12 protein-coding genes are annotated in these 15,958 nt (G+C 69.5%); 9 read left to right on the forward strand and 3 right to left on the reverse strand.

Translation table 11 applies throughout. From position 1 onward, the window contains the following. From DIE12_RS16870 to DIE12_RS16895, 5 genes are all read left to right on the forward strand, one after another. A complete protein-coding gene (locus DIE12_RS16870) occupies positions 1-1,338 on the forward strand; it encodes a dihydrolipoamide acetyltransferase family protein (protein ID WP_124487547.1) in 1,338 nt (445 codons plus the stop codon). Between the two features lie 5 nt (positions 1,339-1,343). After that, complete coding sequence (gene lpdA, locus DIE12_RS16875; RefSeq protein WP_124487548.1) at positions 1,344-2,735, forward strand: dihydrolipoyl dehydrogenase; 1,392 nt, start codon at positions 1,344-1,346, stop codon at positions 2,733-2,735. 404 nt (positions 2,736-3,139) lie between these two features. Further along, complete coding sequence (locus DIE12_RS16880) at positions 3,140-3,817, forward strand: SOS response-associated peptidase family protein (protein WP_124487627.1); 678 nt, start codon at positions 3,140-3,142, stop codon at positions 3,815-3,817. A 314-nt stretch (positions 3,818-4,131) separates the two neighbouring features. Beyond that, positions 4,132-5,562, forward strand: coding sequence for a cytosine permease (locus tag DIE12_RS16890; RefSeq protein ID WP_124487549.1), 1,431 nt, complete (start codon positions 4,132-4,134; stop codon positions 5,560-5,562). A 165-nt stretch (positions 5,563-5,727) separates the two neighbouring features. After that, entirely contained in the window at positions 5,728-6,798 is a 1,071-nt protein-coding gene (locus DIE12_RS16895) for a porin (RefSeq protein WP_124487550.1), read from the forward strand. A gap of 109 nt (positions 6,799-6,907) precedes the next feature. On the opposite strand, the gene DIE12_RS16900 is transcribed toward DIE12_RS16895, so the two are convergent. Then, positions 6,908-7,864, reverse strand: coding sequence for a LysR family transcriptional regulator (locus DIE12_RS16900; RefSeq protein WP_124487628.1), 957 nt, complete (start codon positions 7,862-7,864; stop codon positions 6,908-6,910). Between the two features lie 166 nt (positions 7,865-8,030). Here DIE12_RS16900 and DIE12_RS16905 point away from each other — a divergent pair, with 166 nt between their 5' ends. The 3 genes from DIE12_RS16905 to DIE12_RS16915 are packed head-to-tail and all read left to right on the forward strand — an operon-like array spanning position 8,031 to position 11,685. Further along, on the forward strand, positions 8,031-9,341 hold the full coding sequence (locus DIE12_RS16905; RefSeq protein ID WP_044844932.1) for an MFS transporter: 1,311 nt from the start codon (positions 8,031-8,033) through the stop codon (positions 9,339-9,341). A 30-nt stretch (positions 9,342-9,371) separates the two neighbouring features. Then, complete coding sequence (locus tag DIE12_RS16910) at positions 9,372-10,637, forward strand: Zn-dependent hydrolase (RefSeq protein WP_124487551.1); 1,266 nt, start codon at positions 9,372-9,374, stop codon at positions 10,635-10,637. 25 nt (positions 10,638-10,662) lie between these two features. After that, positions 10,663-11,685 carry a histone deacetylase family protein gene (locus DIE12_RS16915; RefSeq protein ID WP_124487552.1) on the forward strand — a complete coding sequence of 341 codons (1,023 nt, stop codon included), beginning with the start codon at positions 10,663-10,665 and terminating at the stop codon, positions 11,683-11,685. A 167-nt stretch (positions 11,686-11,852) separates the two neighbouring features. Here the strand turns inward: DIE12_RS16915 and DIE12_RS16920 are convergent, their stop codons facing one another. After that, positions 11,853-13,058, reverse strand: a complete 1,206-nt coding sequence (locus DIE12_RS16920) for an MFS transporter (RefSeq protein ID WP_124487553.1) — start codon at positions 13,056-13,058, stop codon at positions 11,853-11,855. 802 nt (positions 13,059-13,860) lie between these two features. Continuing rightward, on the reverse strand, positions 13,861-14,772 hold the full coding sequence (locus DIE12_RS16925) for a LysR family transcriptional regulator (RefSeq protein WP_124487554.1): 912 nt from the start codon (positions 14,770-14,772) through the stop codon (positions 13,861-13,863). Positions 14,773-14,949: 177 nt separating this feature from the next. On the opposite strand from DIE12_RS16925, the gene DIE12_RS16930 reads away from it, so the two are divergent. Further along, entirely contained in the window at positions 14,950-15,870 is a 921-nt protein-coding gene (locus DIE12_RS16930; protein ID WP_124521321.1) for a pyridoxal-phosphate dependent enzyme, read from the forward strand. Positions 15,871-15,958: the final 88 nt, after the last annotated feature.

Here is a 15,958-nt window from a genome sequence, read left to right on the forward strand (position 1 = left end):
ATGGGGATTCATGTCATCAAGATGCCGGATATCGGCGAAGGGATCGCCGAGGTCGAGCTGGTGGCCTGGCACGTGCAACCGGGGCAGACGATCGCCGAAGACCAGCCGCTCGCCGATGTGATGACCGACAAGGCGGCGGTGGAGATTCCGTCGCCGGTGGCGGGCAAGGTGCTGGAGCTCGGCGGCCGGATCGGCGAGATGATGGCGGTCGGCAGCGAGCTGATTCGTCTCGAAGTCGAAGGCGACGGCAACCTGAAATCGGGCGCGAAAGCACACGATGCAGGCCCGGATGCGACGCAGCGAGCGGCGGCGGTCGACGTGCCTGCCGATTCATCTTCTACCGCTGAGGGATCCGAAACACATGCGTCGTCGAAGGCAGCGACGCACGCCGCATCCCGCGCGCCGGCCGAGCCGCGCCGCGCGGAACATGCGGCGCCGCCGCGCGCGGCGCTCGCGCCGGGCGAACGGCCGCTCGCGTCGCCGGCGGTGCGCCAGCGCGCGTGGGACATGGGCATCGAGCTGCGCTACGTGCGCGGCACCGGCGAGGCCGGGCGGATCCTGCATGCGGACCTCGACGCGTATGCGCGCACGGGCGGCGGCGCCGCGCGCGGATCGCAAGCGCGCGGCTACGCCGAGCGCAACGACGCAACCGAGGTGCCGGTGATTGGCCTGCGGCGCGCGATCGCGCGCAAGATGCAGGAAGCGAAGCGCCGCATTCCGCACTTCAGCTACGTCGAGGAGATCGACGTCACCGAGCTCGAAGCGCTGCGCGCCGAGCTGAACCGGCGCCACGGCGACACGCGCGGCCGGCTCACGCCGCTGCCGCTGCTGATCCGCGCGATGGTGATCGCGCTGCGCGACTTCCCGCAGATCAACGCGCGCTACGACGACGAAGCCGGTGTCGTCACGCAATACGGCGCGGTGCACATGGGCGTCGCGACGCAGACGGACGGCGGCCTAACGGTGCCGGTGCTGCGTCATGCGGAGGCGCGCGACGTATGGTCGATCTCGGCGGAAATCGCGCGGCTCGCCGACGCGGTGCGCGCGAACCGCGCGCAGCGCGACGAGCTGACCGGCTCGACGATCACGATCTCGAGCCTCGGCGCGCTCGGCGGCATCGTGTCGACGCCGGTCATCAACCATCCCGAGGTCGGCATCGTCGGCGTGAACCGGATCGTCGAGCGGCCGATGATCCGCGACGGCGCGATCGTCGCGCGCAAGATGATGAACCTGTCGTCGTCGTTCGACCATCGCGTCGTCGACGGAGCGGACGCGGCCGAATTCATCCAGGCCGTGCGCGAGGTGCTCGAGCGCCCGGCGCTGCTGTTCGTGGAGTGAGCCCGATGAAGAACGAACACACCACGCTGCTCGTGATCGGCGGCGGGCCGGGCGGTTACGTCGCCGCGATTCGCGCGGGGCAGCTCGGCATTCCGACGGTGCTCGTCGAGCGCGACCGGCTCGGCGGCACGTGCCTGAACATCGGCTGCATTCCGTCGAAGGCGCTGATCCACGTCGCCGACGCGTTCGAGCAGGCGCGCGGGCAGGCCGGCGAGGGGATGCTCGGGATTCGCGTGCGCGCGCCGGAGATCGACATCGCGAAAAGCGTCGCGTGGAAGGACGGCATCGTCGAGCGGCTCACGCGCGGCGTCGGCGCGCTGCTGAAGAAGCACGGCGTGCGCGTGCTGCACGGCGACGCGCGCGTCGTCGACGGCAAGACGGTCGACGTCGTCGCCGGTGACCACACGACGCGGATCGCCTGCGAGCACCTGTTGCTCGCGACGGGTTCGGAGCCGGTCGCGCTGCCGTCGATGCCGTTCGGCGGCCACGTCGTCTCGTCGACCGAGGCGCTGTCGCCCGCGTCGTTGCCGAAGCGGCTGGTCGTCGTCGGTGCCGGCTACATCGGGCTCGAACTCGGATTCGTCTATCGCAAGCTCGGCGTCGACGTCAGCATCGTCGAGGCGGCCGAGCGCGTGCTGCCCGCATACGACGCGGAACTCGCGAAGCCGGTCGCCGATTCGCTCGCGCGGCTGGGCGTCGGGCTATGGACGGGCCACAAGGTGCTGGGCCTCGCGAGCGACGGCGCGGTGCGCGTGCAGGCACCCGACGGCGCGGAGAAAACCCTGCCGGCCGATCGCGTGCTGGTCGCGGTCGGCCGCCGGCCGCGCGTCGACGGCTTCGGGCTCGAATCGATGCCGCTCGATCGCAACGGCCGCGCGCTGCGTATCGACGACGAATGCCGGACGTCGATGCGCAACGTATGGGCAATCGGCGACGTCGCCGGCGAGCCGATGCTCGCGCATCGCGCGATGGCGCAAGGCGAGATGGTGGCCGAGCTGATCGCGGGACGGCGCCGCAAGTTCACGCCGGCCTCGATCCCGGCCGTGTGCTTCACCGATCCCGAGGTCGTCACGTCCGGCTGGTCGCCCGACGACGCCAAGGCGGCCGGTGTCGACTGCATCGGCGCGTCGTTCCCGTTCGCGGCGAACGGCCGCGCGATGACGCTGCAGGCGACCGACGGTTTCGTGCGCGTCGTCGCGCGGCGCGACACGCACCTGATCGTCGGCTGGCAGGCGGTGGGGCGTGGCGTGTCGGAACTGGCCGCCGCGTTTTCGCAGTCGCTCGAGATGGGCGCGCGGCTCGAGGACATCGGCGGCACGATCCACGCGCATCCGACACTCGGCGAAGCGATGCAGGAGGCGGCGTTGCGCGCGCTGGGACATGCGCTGCACGTGTGAGCATCAGCCGGCCCGCGCGGCTGATCGAAGCCCCGCCACGGCGGGGCTTCTTGTTTGTGTCGATCGCGGGCGTCGGCTTCGTGTCTCCCGCGCCGGATTCGACATGACGGTTCGCGCTTCGACTATCCGGATTGCCGACGATCGGTCAAGGCCGACGCCGCGCTCGACGCGCGCCCGGGCGCGCATGTGATCGGTTCGGAACGCTTGGCCTGAACCGGAACCGGCGACGCCAAGCTGCCGGCGGCACGGCTGAACGAACGGACGGCCAGCGCCGGCGGTTCGCGCACGACGCCGTCAAGCGGGCCGACCCGTTGCAAGACTGTTTCGTCATACCAGGCAATAGCGGACATGTGGCGTGCATGCTGACCTACGATGAAGACATCGCGTCCATCGTCTGCCCAACCATGTGCACCCACTACCGCGCCCCCGATGAAGACCCGGGCATCAGCGAGCTGAGGATCGGCATCGGCGACCTGTTCCGCCGCGATCCGTGGGAACCCGACGTATATCCCGATTACGCGGCGCCCATCGCGCGTGCCGACGGCGACGGTCTCGCGGTCGTCAGCGCGGTGTTCGGCTTCTGGCCGAAGTTCATGCAGCCCGAGCGTCTCGACGAGCACGGCCGCAAACGAAAGAAGCTCGATACGGTGAATGCGCGCGCGGAGACGGTCGGCGCGTCGCGGCTCTACGGCAATGCCTGGCGCAACGGCCAGCGCTGCCTGATTCCGGTGCGCTGGATCTTCGAGCCGTGCTACGAGACGGGCCGCAACGTGTGGCACCGGATCGGTGTCGACGGCTGGCAACCGTGCTGCGTCGCCGGCCTCTGGCGGCGCTACGAAGCGGCCGACGGCCGCGAGCGGATCGGCATGACGATGCTCACGGTCAACGCCGACGATCATCCGGTGTTCGCGCGCATGCACCGGCCCGGCGACGAGAAGCGGGGCGTCGTGATCCTGCGTCGCGACGACTACGACGAATGGCTGCATGCGCGCGACGTCGAGGCCGTGCGGCGCATGCTGACACTCCTTCCTGCGACCGACATGGTCGCCGCACCCGATCAGGTGTCGCCCGCCGGCGCCTGAGCTTTCATTTTTCATACACTTTTCATACGCAACCGATTGCTGCGCAGGTCGGACGTATCCCGTTCTCTCAGACGATTTCTAAAATTCCCGGATTCCGGGTAATCACCGATATCAGCCAAGTTGTATATACAAGATCATCCGCTGGCAATGTCGGCACACGTCGTGCCCGTTGCGCGCCAGCGTGCTGACCGTGCGTGCGTGGCGCATGCCGGCGATCCACGGCGCCCCGCACCCGGCGAGCCGAAAGGGCGGCTCGGCACGTTTTTCGTCTCGTCCCAACCATTTGTGATCCTCAGTATCTTGGAGATTTACCCGTGTCAACGAATCCCAGTGGAAAAGCCGGCGGTCTGATCGAGGTACGCTCGATCGATTTCATTCCCGACGCCGAACGCCACGGCGGACTGCTGAGCCAGTTCACGCTGTGGCTGTCCGCGAACATGCAGATCACGGCCATCGTCACGGGCGCGCTGGCGGTCGTGCTCGGCGGCGACGTGTTCTGGTCGCTGATCGCGCTGCTGCTCGGCCAGCTCGTCGGCGGCGCGGTGATGGCGCTGCACGGCGCGCAGGGGCCGCAGCTCGGGTTGCCGCAGATGATCTCGAGCCGCGTGCAGTTCGGCGTCTACGGCGCGATGATCCCGATCGTGCTCGTGTGCCTGATGTACATCGGTTTTTCCGCCAGCGGCTCGGTGCTCGCCGGGCAGGCCGTCGCGCAATTGCTGCACGTCGACGACGCGGCCGGCATCCTGTTGTTCGCGGCCGTGATCGTCGTGCTGACGGTGTTCGGCTATCGCGCGATCCACTTCGTCGGCCGGATCGCGAGCGTGATCGGCATCGTCGCGTTCGTCTACATGTTCACGCAGCTGTTCGCGAACCACGACGTCGGCGCACTGCTCGCGAACCGGCACTTCTCGCTCGCGAGCTTCCTGCTGTCGATGTCGCTGTCCGCGTCGTGGCAGATCGCGTTCGGCCCGTACGTCGCCGACTACTCGCGCTACCTGCCGCGCTCGACGTCGTCGGTCGCCACGTTCCTCGCGGTCGGCCTCGGCTCGGTGATCGGCGCGCAGGCGGCGATGGTGTTCGGCGTGTTCGCGGCGGCGCTGGCCGGCAGCCAGTTCGCGCACCACGAGGTGTCGTACATCGTCGGCCTCGGCTCGACGGGCGCCGTGGCCGCGCTGCTGTACTTCAGCATCGCGTTCGGCAAGGTGACGGTGACCGCGCTCAACGCGTACGGCAGCTTCATGTCGATGGCGACGATCGTCAGCGGCTTCCGCGGCAAGGGCGCGGTGTCGTCGAAGAGCCGTCTCGTGTACATCTTCGGGATGATCTGCGTGTCGACGCTGATCGCGCTCGCCGGCCGCCATTCGTTCCTGAAGGAATTCACCGCGTTCATCCTGTTCCTGCTCGCGTTCTTCACGCCGTGGAGCGCGATCAACCTGGTCGACTACTACTGCTTCACGCGCTCGCGCTACGACGTGCCCGCGCTGTCCGATCCGGACGGCCGCTATGGCCGCTGGAACGCGATGGCGATCACGATCTACGTGGTCGGCATCCTGGTGCAGCTGCCGTTCATGTCGACGCACATCTATACCGGTGCGCTCGTCGACGCGCTCGGCGGCACCGACATCTCGTGGATCCTCGGCCTCATCGTGCCGGCCGTGCTGTACTACGTCGGCGCGCGTGCGTCGCGGCGCAGCATCCCCGAGCGCCTGATCCTGCCGCTCGAACGCGGCGAGGTTCATCACTGACGCATCGCGTCGTCCGCCGGGCCGGCCTGCAGCCGGCCTGAGCGGCCCGCCGCGCCGAACCGGGCGCGACCGGCTGCCGCGCTGTACCTCACCTTCGTTATCCGCGATGCCGGCATGGCAGACCACCGTGCCCGGCATCGTTCCATTCTCCTTTCATTGAATAGTATGACTAAGCAGATGAACGCACGAGACAATCGTTCCCGAGCGCGATCGGCGCATGCCGGTCTTCGCATGGCCGTTACGGCCGCATGCCTGGGTGGGTCGGGCGCCGCGCTCGCGCAGGACGGCGTCACGCTGTACGGCGTGATCGACGAATTCGCGCAGTACGTGAATACCGGCAACGGCTACACGGCGGCGATCGGCTCGGGCGGCCAGTGGGGCAGCCGCTTCGGGCTGAAGGGCGGCGAGGACATCGGCGGCGGCCAGAAGATCGAGTTCGCGCTCGAGAACGGCTTCAACGCGAACGACGGTTCGCTGGCAAGCTCGGGCAGCATGTTCAACCGGCAGGCGTGGGTCGGCATCGCGGGGCAGTGGGGCAAGGTGCGCGCGGGCCGCCAGAATTCGCCGCTGTTCAACGACCAGGGCGGGCAGGACGCGTTCGGCGGCGTCACGCAGGCGTCCGGCATGGACAACCTGACCGTGTTCGCGTTCCGCACCAGCAATACGCTGTCGTACCAGAGCCCCGAGATCGCCGGTTTCCAGGCCGGCCTGTATTTCGGATTCGGCGACGCGGGCGGCGTGCGCTCGGCAGGCTCGAGCCAGCAGTTCGACCTGACCTACGAGCACGGGCCGTTCGCGGCATTCGTCGCAGGCCAGTGGCTGAAGAACAAGACCGCGACCACGACCGATCGCACGATCATGGCCGGCGCGTCGTACGCAATCGGCAAGGCGACCGTGTACGGCGGCTTCTCCGCGGTGAAGTGGGCCGACCTCGGGATCGATTCGCGCGTGTACGGGCTGTCGGTCAAGTACCAGCTCAATCCGGCGAACTACGTCGCGCTCGGCTATGCGTACCTGCATGACCAGACTTCGCAGGGCGACAACGCGGACCAGTTCGGGCTGATGTACGAATACGACCTGTCGAAGCGCACGAGCTTCTACGGCGCGCTGTCGTACCTGCGCAACCGCAACCAGGCCGGCTACACGCTCGCCGGCGCGGCGAACCCGGGCCTGCCGCTCGCGTATCCGGGCGCGAATGCGCGCGGCGTGCAGCTCGGCATCGTGCATCGCTTCTGACGAGGCATCGGGCGCCGGGCCGCGGGTCGGCGCCTGTTTCCCGTCACGGGTGCGCGCAATCGCGCGCCGGCATGCGTGCGCCCGCATTCGCGCGCCAACATCCGCGCGCTCACATCCCCAGCCGTTCCGCGAGCGAATGACGCTGCATGCAGCGCTCCATCGCGTCGAGGAACGCCTGCTCGGCCGCGTTCATCTTGCGGTCGCGATGCCACAGCAGGAACACGTCGACGTCGACGAGCCCATCGTCCGGCGGCAGCCGCCACAGGCGTTGCTGCGCGATGTCGTCGCGCACGATGTGCTCGGGCAGGCAACCGATGCCGTAACCGGCGAAGATCAGCCGCCGCACTTCCTCGAGGCTCGGCGACGACGCGACGATGCGCCCGGTGAAACCCTTCTGGTCGCGGAACACGGTGAGCGGCGACAGGCTGTCGCCGATCTGGTCGCTCGTAAACGACACGAAGTTTTCCGCGAGCAGGTCGTCCATCCGCAACTGCGTCTGCCCGAACAGCCGGTGATGGCGGCCGCAGTAGATCGCATAGCGCTGCCGCAGGAAGCAGCGCATCTCCAGCTTGTCGTGCGGCGTGCGGCACAGGCCGAGCCCGGCGGTGGCCGTCTTCTGCAGCAGCGACGACAGGATGTCCGACGAGCGCATCACCTCGATCTGCAGGTCGATGCGCGGATACGCGCGATGGAAGTCGGCGAGGAATTCGTCGTAGACGGGCGACTCGATGCGGCTCACCGTCAGCAGCCGGATCGAGCCGGTGAGGTCGGCCGTGCTGTCGTCGAGCTCCGTTTCGAGCCGCGACACGCCGCCGTAGATGTCGCTCGCGATCCGGTACACGGCTTCGCCGGCCGGCGTCGGCGCGAAGTGCGCGCCGCGCCGCTCGATCAGCTTGCGCTCGAGGGCCTCCTCGAGCCGCCGCAGCGCCTGGCTCACGGCCGGCTGCGTCACGTGCAGGCGCGCGGCCGCGCGGCTCACGCTGCGCTCCTGCATGATCACCAGATACGTGCGCAGCAGGTTCCAGTCGAGGCGGTCGTTGAGGAAGGGGGCGAGGTCGGCGCGCATCGGGTCAGTCATTAGCTGAATTTATACGCGAAATAATAACTTGAAATTTGACTAATGATGTGCGGTCGCCGATAAAGGAGGGGCGCCGCACCGTGCGGCGCGAGGCCGCGACAGACGGCCGGCCATCACGATATCGCGCGTGCCGCGGCGCGCGCCAGGAGCCCGCATGACCCAGTCCCTTCCTTCCGCCCGCCAGCCGGCGCGTGCCGCGACGGCCGCGTTCATCGGCACGATGATCGAGTGGTATGACTTCTACATCTACGCGACCGCCGCCGCGCTCGTGTTCGGCGAACTCTATTTCCCGTCGCATGACCGCTTCGTCAGCACGATGGCGTCGTTCGCGACGTTCGCCGTCGGCTTCTTCGCGCGCCCGCTCGGCGGCATCGTGTTCGGCCACCTCGGCGATCGCATCGGCCGCAAGAAGGCGCTGATGACGACGCTGATGATGATGGGCGTCGCGACCGTCTGCGTCGGGCTGCTGCCCGACTATTCGAAGGTCGGCATGCTCGCGCCGGTGCTGCTGGTCGCGCTGCGCGTCGTGCAGGGGATCGCGGTCGGCGGCGAGTGGGGCGGCGCGGTGCTGATGGCGGGCGAACACGCGCCGCAGGGGCGCCGCACCTTCTTCGCGTCGTTCGCGCAGCTCGGCAGCCCGGCCGGGCTGATCCTGTCGCTGGTCGCGTTCCGCGCGGTCACGTCGATGGACAAGGCCGACTTTCTCGCCTGGGGCTGGCGCCTGCCGTTCCTCGCGAGCTCGGTGCTGCTCGTCGTCGGCATCCTGATCCGGCTCGGCGTGAACGAGTCGCCGGAGTTCGCGCGCGTGAAGGAGACGAACCGTACCGTGAAGCTGCCGGTCGCCGAAGTGTTCCGCTCCGCATCGGGGCTCGTGCTGCTCTGCATCGGCGCGAACACCATCGGGATCGCGGGCGTCTATTTCACCAACACGTTCATGATCGCGTACACGACGCAGTACGTCGGCGTGTCGCGCTCGCTGATCCTCGACAGCCTGTTCGCGGTCGCGATCATCCAGTTCATCGCGCAGCCGATCGCCGCGTGGATCGCCGAGCGCATCGGCGGCGCGCGTTTCCTGAAGATCGCCGCGCTGCTCGCGATGCTGTCGCCGTACCCGATGTTCATGCTCGTGCAGGGCGGCACGTCCGCGTCGCTCGTCGCGGGCATCGCGCTCGCGGTCGTCTGCATGGCCGGTTTCTATTCGGTGATCGCCGGCTTCGTGAGCGGCGTGTTTCCCGCGCACGTGCGCTATTCGGCGATCTCGCTCGCTTATCAGATCTGCGGCGCGATCGCGGGCGGCCTGACGCCGCTCGTCGGCACCTGGCTCGCGCATCGCTTCGCGGGCCAGTGGTGGCCGCTCGCGGTGTTCTACACGGGGCTCGCCGGCGTCTCGCTGCTTTGCATCGTTGCGCTCGACGCGCGCCGCGCGGCCCGGCCGGCCGCCGCCGAAGCGCTCGGCTCGCGCTGAAACTCAACGAACGAATTCATCGGAGTGCAAATGAAAGACCTGCTGGAAATCGACGGTGCCCGCCTGTGGCGGAGCCTGGCCGAGATGGCGCGCATCGGCGCGACGCCGCGCGGCGGTGTGCGGCGCCTTGCGCTGACCGACGACGATCGGCGCGGGCGCGACCTGTTCGCGCAGTGGTGCCGCGACGCGGGAATGACGGTGAGCGTCGATGCGGTCGGCAACCTGTTCGCGCGGCGCGCCGGCACCGATGCGCAGGCCGCGCCGGTGCTGATCGGCAGTCATCTCGACACGCAGCCCGAAGGCGGGCGCTTCGACGGCGTGTACGGCGTGCTCGCCGCGCTGGAGCTCGTGCGCACGCTGAACGATGCGGGCATCGCGACCGACAAGCCGCTCGAGATCGTGTCGTGGACCAACGAGGAAGGCGCGCGTTTCGCACCGGCGATGCTCGGCTCGGCGGTGTTCACGGGCGCGCTGCCGCTCGACGACGCGCTCGCGAAGCAGGATGCCGACGGTGTCACGCTCGGCGCCGCGCTGGACGCATGCGGCTACCGCGGCACGCGCGCGCCGGGCGGCGCGCTCGACGCGTATTTCGAAGCGCATATCGAACAGGGCCCGGTGCTCGAGGCGAACGGCACGACGATCGGCGTCGTCACGGGCGGGCAGGCGATCCGCTGGCTCGACGTGAGCGTGACGGGCGTGGCCGCGCATGCGGGCACGACGCCGATGCCGTATCGCAAGGACGCGTATTTCGCGAGCGCGCAGATCGCGCTCGAACTGGAACGGATCGTCGCGGGCTACGCGCCGCGCGGGCTCGCGACGATCGGGCAGGTCGGCATCCGCAACGCGTCGCGCAACACGATCGCAGGCGACGTGACGTTCACGGTCGACCTGCGCCATCACGACGATGCGCAGGTCGATGCGATGGAGCGCGAGCTGCGCGATGCCGGCGCGCGCGTGGCCGCCGCGCGCGGCGTTCAGGTGTCGATCGAGAGCTGCTGGCGCAGTCCGGCGGCGCCGTTCGACCGCGCCTGCGTCGAACTGGTCGCGCAGGCGGCGGACGCATTCGGCTACACGAACGAGCGGATCGTCAGCGGCGCCGGTCACGACGCGATCCTGCTCGCGCGCCGCGTGCCGACCGCGATGGTGTTCATCCCGTGCGTCGACGGGCTGTCGCACAACGAGGCCGAGGACGCGTTGCCCGACGACGTGACGCGCGGCACGAACGTGCTGCTCCACGCGGTGCTCGCACGAGCGGGCGTCGCGACGCGCGTGGCCGCGGCCGCGCACGACGCATGACACGGCGAATCGACGAGGACCCACGATGAAAACCTATTTCCACCCCGAACAGTTGCTGCACCATCCGCGCACCTACCTGTCGCGCGGCAGGATGCGCGAGCCGCAGGAGGTGCCCGAGCGCGCGGCGCGGCTGGTCGCGGCGGTGCATGCGCTTGACTTCGACGTGCGCGAGCCGGCCGACCGCGGCACCGCGCCGATCGCGGCCGTGCACGACATGAACTACCTGCGTTTTCTCGAGGAAGCGCATCGCGACTGGAAGCGGATGCCCGACGACTGGGGCGACGAAGTGATGTCGAACGTGTTCGTGCGCGACCCGAACCCGCTGCGCGGCGTGCTCGCGAAGGCCGCGCGCTATCTCGCCGACGGCAGTTGCCCGGTCGGCGCGAACACGTGGCGCGCCGCGTACTGGTCCGCGCAGAGCGCGCTCGCGGCCGCGTCGGACGTGAACGACGGCGCGCGCGATGCGTACGCACTGTGCCGGCCGCCCGGCCATCACGCGCGCCGCGATGCGGCCGGCGGCTTCTGCTACCTGAACAATGCGGCGATCGCCGCGCAGGCGCTGCTCGGCCGCCATCGCAGGGTTGCGATCCTCGACACCGACATGCATCACGGGCAGGGCGTGCAGGAGATCTTCTACGGCCGCGACGACGTGCTGTACGTATCGATTCACGGCGACCCGACCAATTTCTATCCGGTCGTCGCCGGTTACGAGGACGAGACGGGCGCGGGCGCCGGCGACGGCTACAACCTGAACCTGCCGATGCAGCATGGCGCGCCCGAGTCGGCGTTCTTCGAGCGGCTCGACGACGCGCTGCGGGCGCTCGCGCGGTTCCAGCCCGACGCGCTCGTGCTCGCGCTCGGCTTCGACATCTACAAGGACGACCCGCAATCGCAGGTGGCCGTCACGACCGACGGGTTCGGCCGGCTCGGCGGCGCGATCGGTGCGCTCGGCTTGCCGACGGTGATCGTGCAGGAGGGCGGCTATCACCTCGAGAGCCTCGACACGAATGCGCGCGCGTTCTTCGGCGGGTTCGCCGGCGCGCGCTGAGGCGCTGAGGCGCTGAGACGTCGATACGTCGATACGTCGATACGTCGAAGCGGCGGCCCGCGATGCGCGATGTGCGGCCGTCAACGAAAATGCCCGCACCGGAATCCCGGCGCGGGCATTTCTCAATCGCGGTGCCGCGTATCGGCACCACGCGGGTCACCGGGCGCTCACGAATTCGCGGCGACCGGCGCGCGGCGGCGCTGGATCATCTGCAGCGCGACGAGCGCGAGCCCCGCCGCCGCGATCAGCCCGCCGACGAGCGGCACCGCCGCGTAGCCGAAGCCGGCCGAGATCGCTGCGCCGCCCGCTGCCGCACCGACTGCGTTGCCGAGGTTGAACGCGCCGATGTTGACGGCCGACGCGAGGCCCGGGGCTTCGTGTGCGGCACGCATCACGCGCATCTGCAGCGGCGGGACCACCGCGAACGTCGCGACACCCCAGACCAGCAGCGTGACAGCGGCGCCGGCATGGGTGCGCGCGAGCAGCGGGAACGCGGCCATCGTCACGATCAGCAGCACCAGGAAGCCGATCAGCGTGCCGTCGAGCGAGCGGTCGGCGAGGCGGCCGCCGGCGATGTTGCCGATCGAGAAGCCGACGCCGATCAGCACGAGCATCGCGGTGACGAAGCCGGGCGTCGCGCCGGTCAGGTGTTCGAGCGTCGGGGCGACATACGTGTACAGCGTGAACATCGCGCCGGCGCCGAGCACCGTGGTCCCGAGCGCGCCGAGCACGACCGGGCGCGTCAGCACCGACAGTTCGGCACGCAGGTTCGGCATCCTGCCGGCTGCGCCCTTCGGCAGCGCGGCGAACAGGCCGGCGATCGCGATCAGGCCGAGCACGGCGGTCGCCGCGAACGACATGCGCCAGCCGATCATCTGGCCGAGCCAGGTCGCGGCCGGCACGCCGCCGACGTTCGCGATCGTAAGGCCCATGAACATCGTCGCGACCGCGCTGGCCTGCTTTTCGCGCGGCACGAGGCTGGCCGCGACCACCGAGCCGAGCCCGAAGAACGCGCCGTGGTTCAGGCTCGTGACGAGTCGTGCGAGCAGCAGCGTCGTGTAGTCGGGCGCGACGGCCGACAGCAGGTTGCCGATCGTGAAGATCGACATCAGCGCGATCAGCGCCGAGCGGCGCGACCAGCGCGCGAGCAGCAGCGTCATCAGCGGCGCGCCGACCATCACGCCGATCGCATACGCGCTGATCAGCATGCCGGCCTGCGGAATCGACACGTGGACGCCGTCGGCGATCACGGGCAAGAGGCCCATCGGCGAGAACTCGGTCGTGCCGATGCCGAACGCACCGGCGGCGAGCGCCAGCAGCGGCAGCGTGGCGCTGCCGCCCGGGCGGGAAGGGGAAGAAGTCGTGGTGTTCACGCGATGCGCTCCGGTAAGCATGGGGCAACGGCACCGGGCCGTTGTGGACAGGGTGAAGTGTGCCTGCGTTACTTTTGCGGAAAAAGCCGTGCTCGGGCGAAATTATCTTGATTTCATGTCAACAATGCGCGATTGGGACGGCACGCGCGTACGGCCGCCGGGCGGGGCTTCCCGCGATGCGACGGCCGGCCGCCGGCCGTGCGGACGATCGAACCGTATCCGGAGCAAGGTTTTCGTCGTCGGACGGAACGCGGCGTCCGGGTGGGTGCGCGATCCGCTTGCGCGCCGCGCTCGATGCGCGGCGGGTGTTCGACGTGATGCGGGCGGCAGGCGGGGGCGTGCGGGGCGGGCCGGCGCGCGGCGTCGTCAGGCCGGTCGGGCGACGGGCCGCACAGCCGGCGAGGCCCGGCGCGAGCGCGTCATCCTTCCCGCCAACCCACCCTTTGCCGGCGCGGCTTGCCGCCAAAAAAATCCCCGGTCACAGGGGGACCGTGGCCGGGGCGGAAAGGCATCCTCTCTTTGGCACGAGGGCGGATGCGGGCGCAGTATATTTCGGTGCATAACGTTTCGAAGTGACGTTAAACGGCCTTTTTTGGCGTCAATTTGAAAATTCCGGCGTGATGGCGTCGATCGTCACCCATTCGAAAGATTGGTCGTGCACTCGGACGGACGTTCCGGGGGCACGATGACGGCAATGCCGGCCGTCGTCCGAAGCGACTGCGCGCAGACGGCCGAATCCGCTGCCGCGCGACGAGGCGGAATCCGCCGGCGTCGCGCGGGTCGCGCATGCCAGGCCGGTCGGTCAGTCCGCCTGCCCGGCCGCATCGCGCACCGCCTCGAGAAACCGCGCGACGACGGGCGAGCCCGGCGCCGCCGCACCGTCGAACACGAACTCGATGTCGAAGCGGCTCGCGAGTTCGTCGAGTGCGACGAGCCGGACCGTGCGCGGGCACGTCGGCGACGCGCTTTCCGGCACGAATGCGCAGCCCATGCCGGCTGCGACGAGACCGATCAGCGTCGGGATGTCGCTGCCGACCTGCGCGATGCGCGGCGTGAAACCGGCCCGGTCGCACTGAGCCATCAGGAAGCGGTGGTGCGCGGCGGAGCGCTGCGCGTCGAACCAGACGAACGGCTCGTGCGCGACGTCGGCGAGCGTGCGCGGCGCGTGGAAGCGGCCGCCGGGCGGCGCAGGCATCGCGAGCACGAAGCGATCGCTCAGCAGCCGCACGCCCGACAGATGCGGCGCCTCGTCGCGGCGCCACGCCATGATGCCGCCGTCGAGCTGGCCGAGCATCAGCGCCGCCGCCTGTTCGGCCGACAGCATCGGCGCGATCGACAGCTTCACGTCCGGACACGCGTCGCGAAACGCCTTCAGCACGTTCGCGACGACCGGCAGCGGCAGGCAGTTCGGCAGCGCGCCGAGGCGCAGTTCGCCGAGCTGGCCGGCCGCGCTGCGCAACGCGCGTTCGCGGCTGTCCCGCAATGTCGCGAGCAGGCCCGTCGCATCCTGCAGGAAACTCGCGCCGGCCGCCGTGAGCGTGACGCCCGTCGCGCGGCGGATCAGCAGCGGCGTGCCGATCGCATCCTCGAGTTCGCGGATCTGCCGCGACAGCGCAGGCTGGACGATGCCGGCCGCGCGGGCGCCGGCCATCACGCTGCCGGCTTGCGCGACGGCCACGAAGTAACGCAGGTGACGCAGTTCGATCTGGCGCATGCGGTGTCGGCTCCGGTGTTCGGCCTCGATTCTATGGGTATGCCTGTCAAGCATGGTAAGTGCCATCCAATGGTATTGGAAAGCATGGCGAGCGTGCCGTACGATGGTCGTCGTTGGCGGGCCGGTTCACCGGCCCGTGCGTTCTCCTTGCCCCGATTCCCGACCGTGTCCCGCATCATGCCGCTTCATATCCAGACCCCCTATATCCGCTCGCAAATCGCGTCGCGCCGTCTCGGCAAGAACATCCGGCTGAAGCTCGACGCGCTGCAGCCGTCCGGCTCGTTCAAATTGCGCGGCATCGGCGCGGCGTGCGAAACACGGCATGCGGCCGGCGCGCGCCGGTTCGTGTCGTCGTCGGGCGGCAATGCGGGCATCGCGGTCGCGTATTGCGGCCGCGAGCTCGGCGTGCCGGTGCTCGTCGTCGTGCCGGAAACCGCGTCGGCCCGCGCGCGGGAGCTGATCCGCGTCGAGGGGGCGGGGGTGGTCGTGCACGGTGCGAGCTGGGCCGAGGCGAATGCGTTCGCGCTGTCGACCGTCGGTACGCAGGACGCGTTCGTGCATCCGTTCGACGATCCCGTGCTGTGGCAGGGGCACGCGACGATGATCGACGAGATGGCGGTGGCCGGCCCGAAGCCCGACGCGGTCGTGCTCGCGGTCGGCGGCGGCGGGCTGCTGTGCGGCGTGCTCGAGGGGCTCGCGCGCAACGGCTGGCACGACGTGCCGGTCGTCGCGGTCGGGACGGAAGGCGCCGACAGCTACGCGCGCTCGGTCGCGCACGGGCATCCGGTCGAATTGCCGGCGATCACGAGCATCGCGACGTCGCTCGGCGCGAAGCGGCCGTGCGACGCGGCGGTCGCATGGGCGAAGCGGCACGCGATCCATCCGGTCGTCGTGTCGGACGCGCAGGCGGTGGCTGCGTCGCTGCGGTTCCTGGACGAGCACCGGATCGTCGTCGAGCCGGCGTGCGGTGCTGCGCTGGCCGCGCTCGAAGAACCGGTGCCGGTGCTTGCTTCGGCGTCGGAGATCGCGGTGATCGTGTGCGGCGGCGTGACGGCGACGGCCGAGCAGATGCGGACGCTGAACGCGACGCTGCGGTAACGCGCTCGGGCATGTGACGCAGCGCAGCCGGATCGTGATGCGGACGAAGATGTCACGGTGAAGTGACGGCGAAGTGACGGCGGGGCGG

It is taken from the genome of Burkholderia sp. Bp9015 (assembly GCF_003853505.1).
Taxonomy (GTDB): Bacteria; Pseudomonadota; Gammaproteobacteria; order Burkholderiales; family Burkholderiaceae; genus Burkholderia.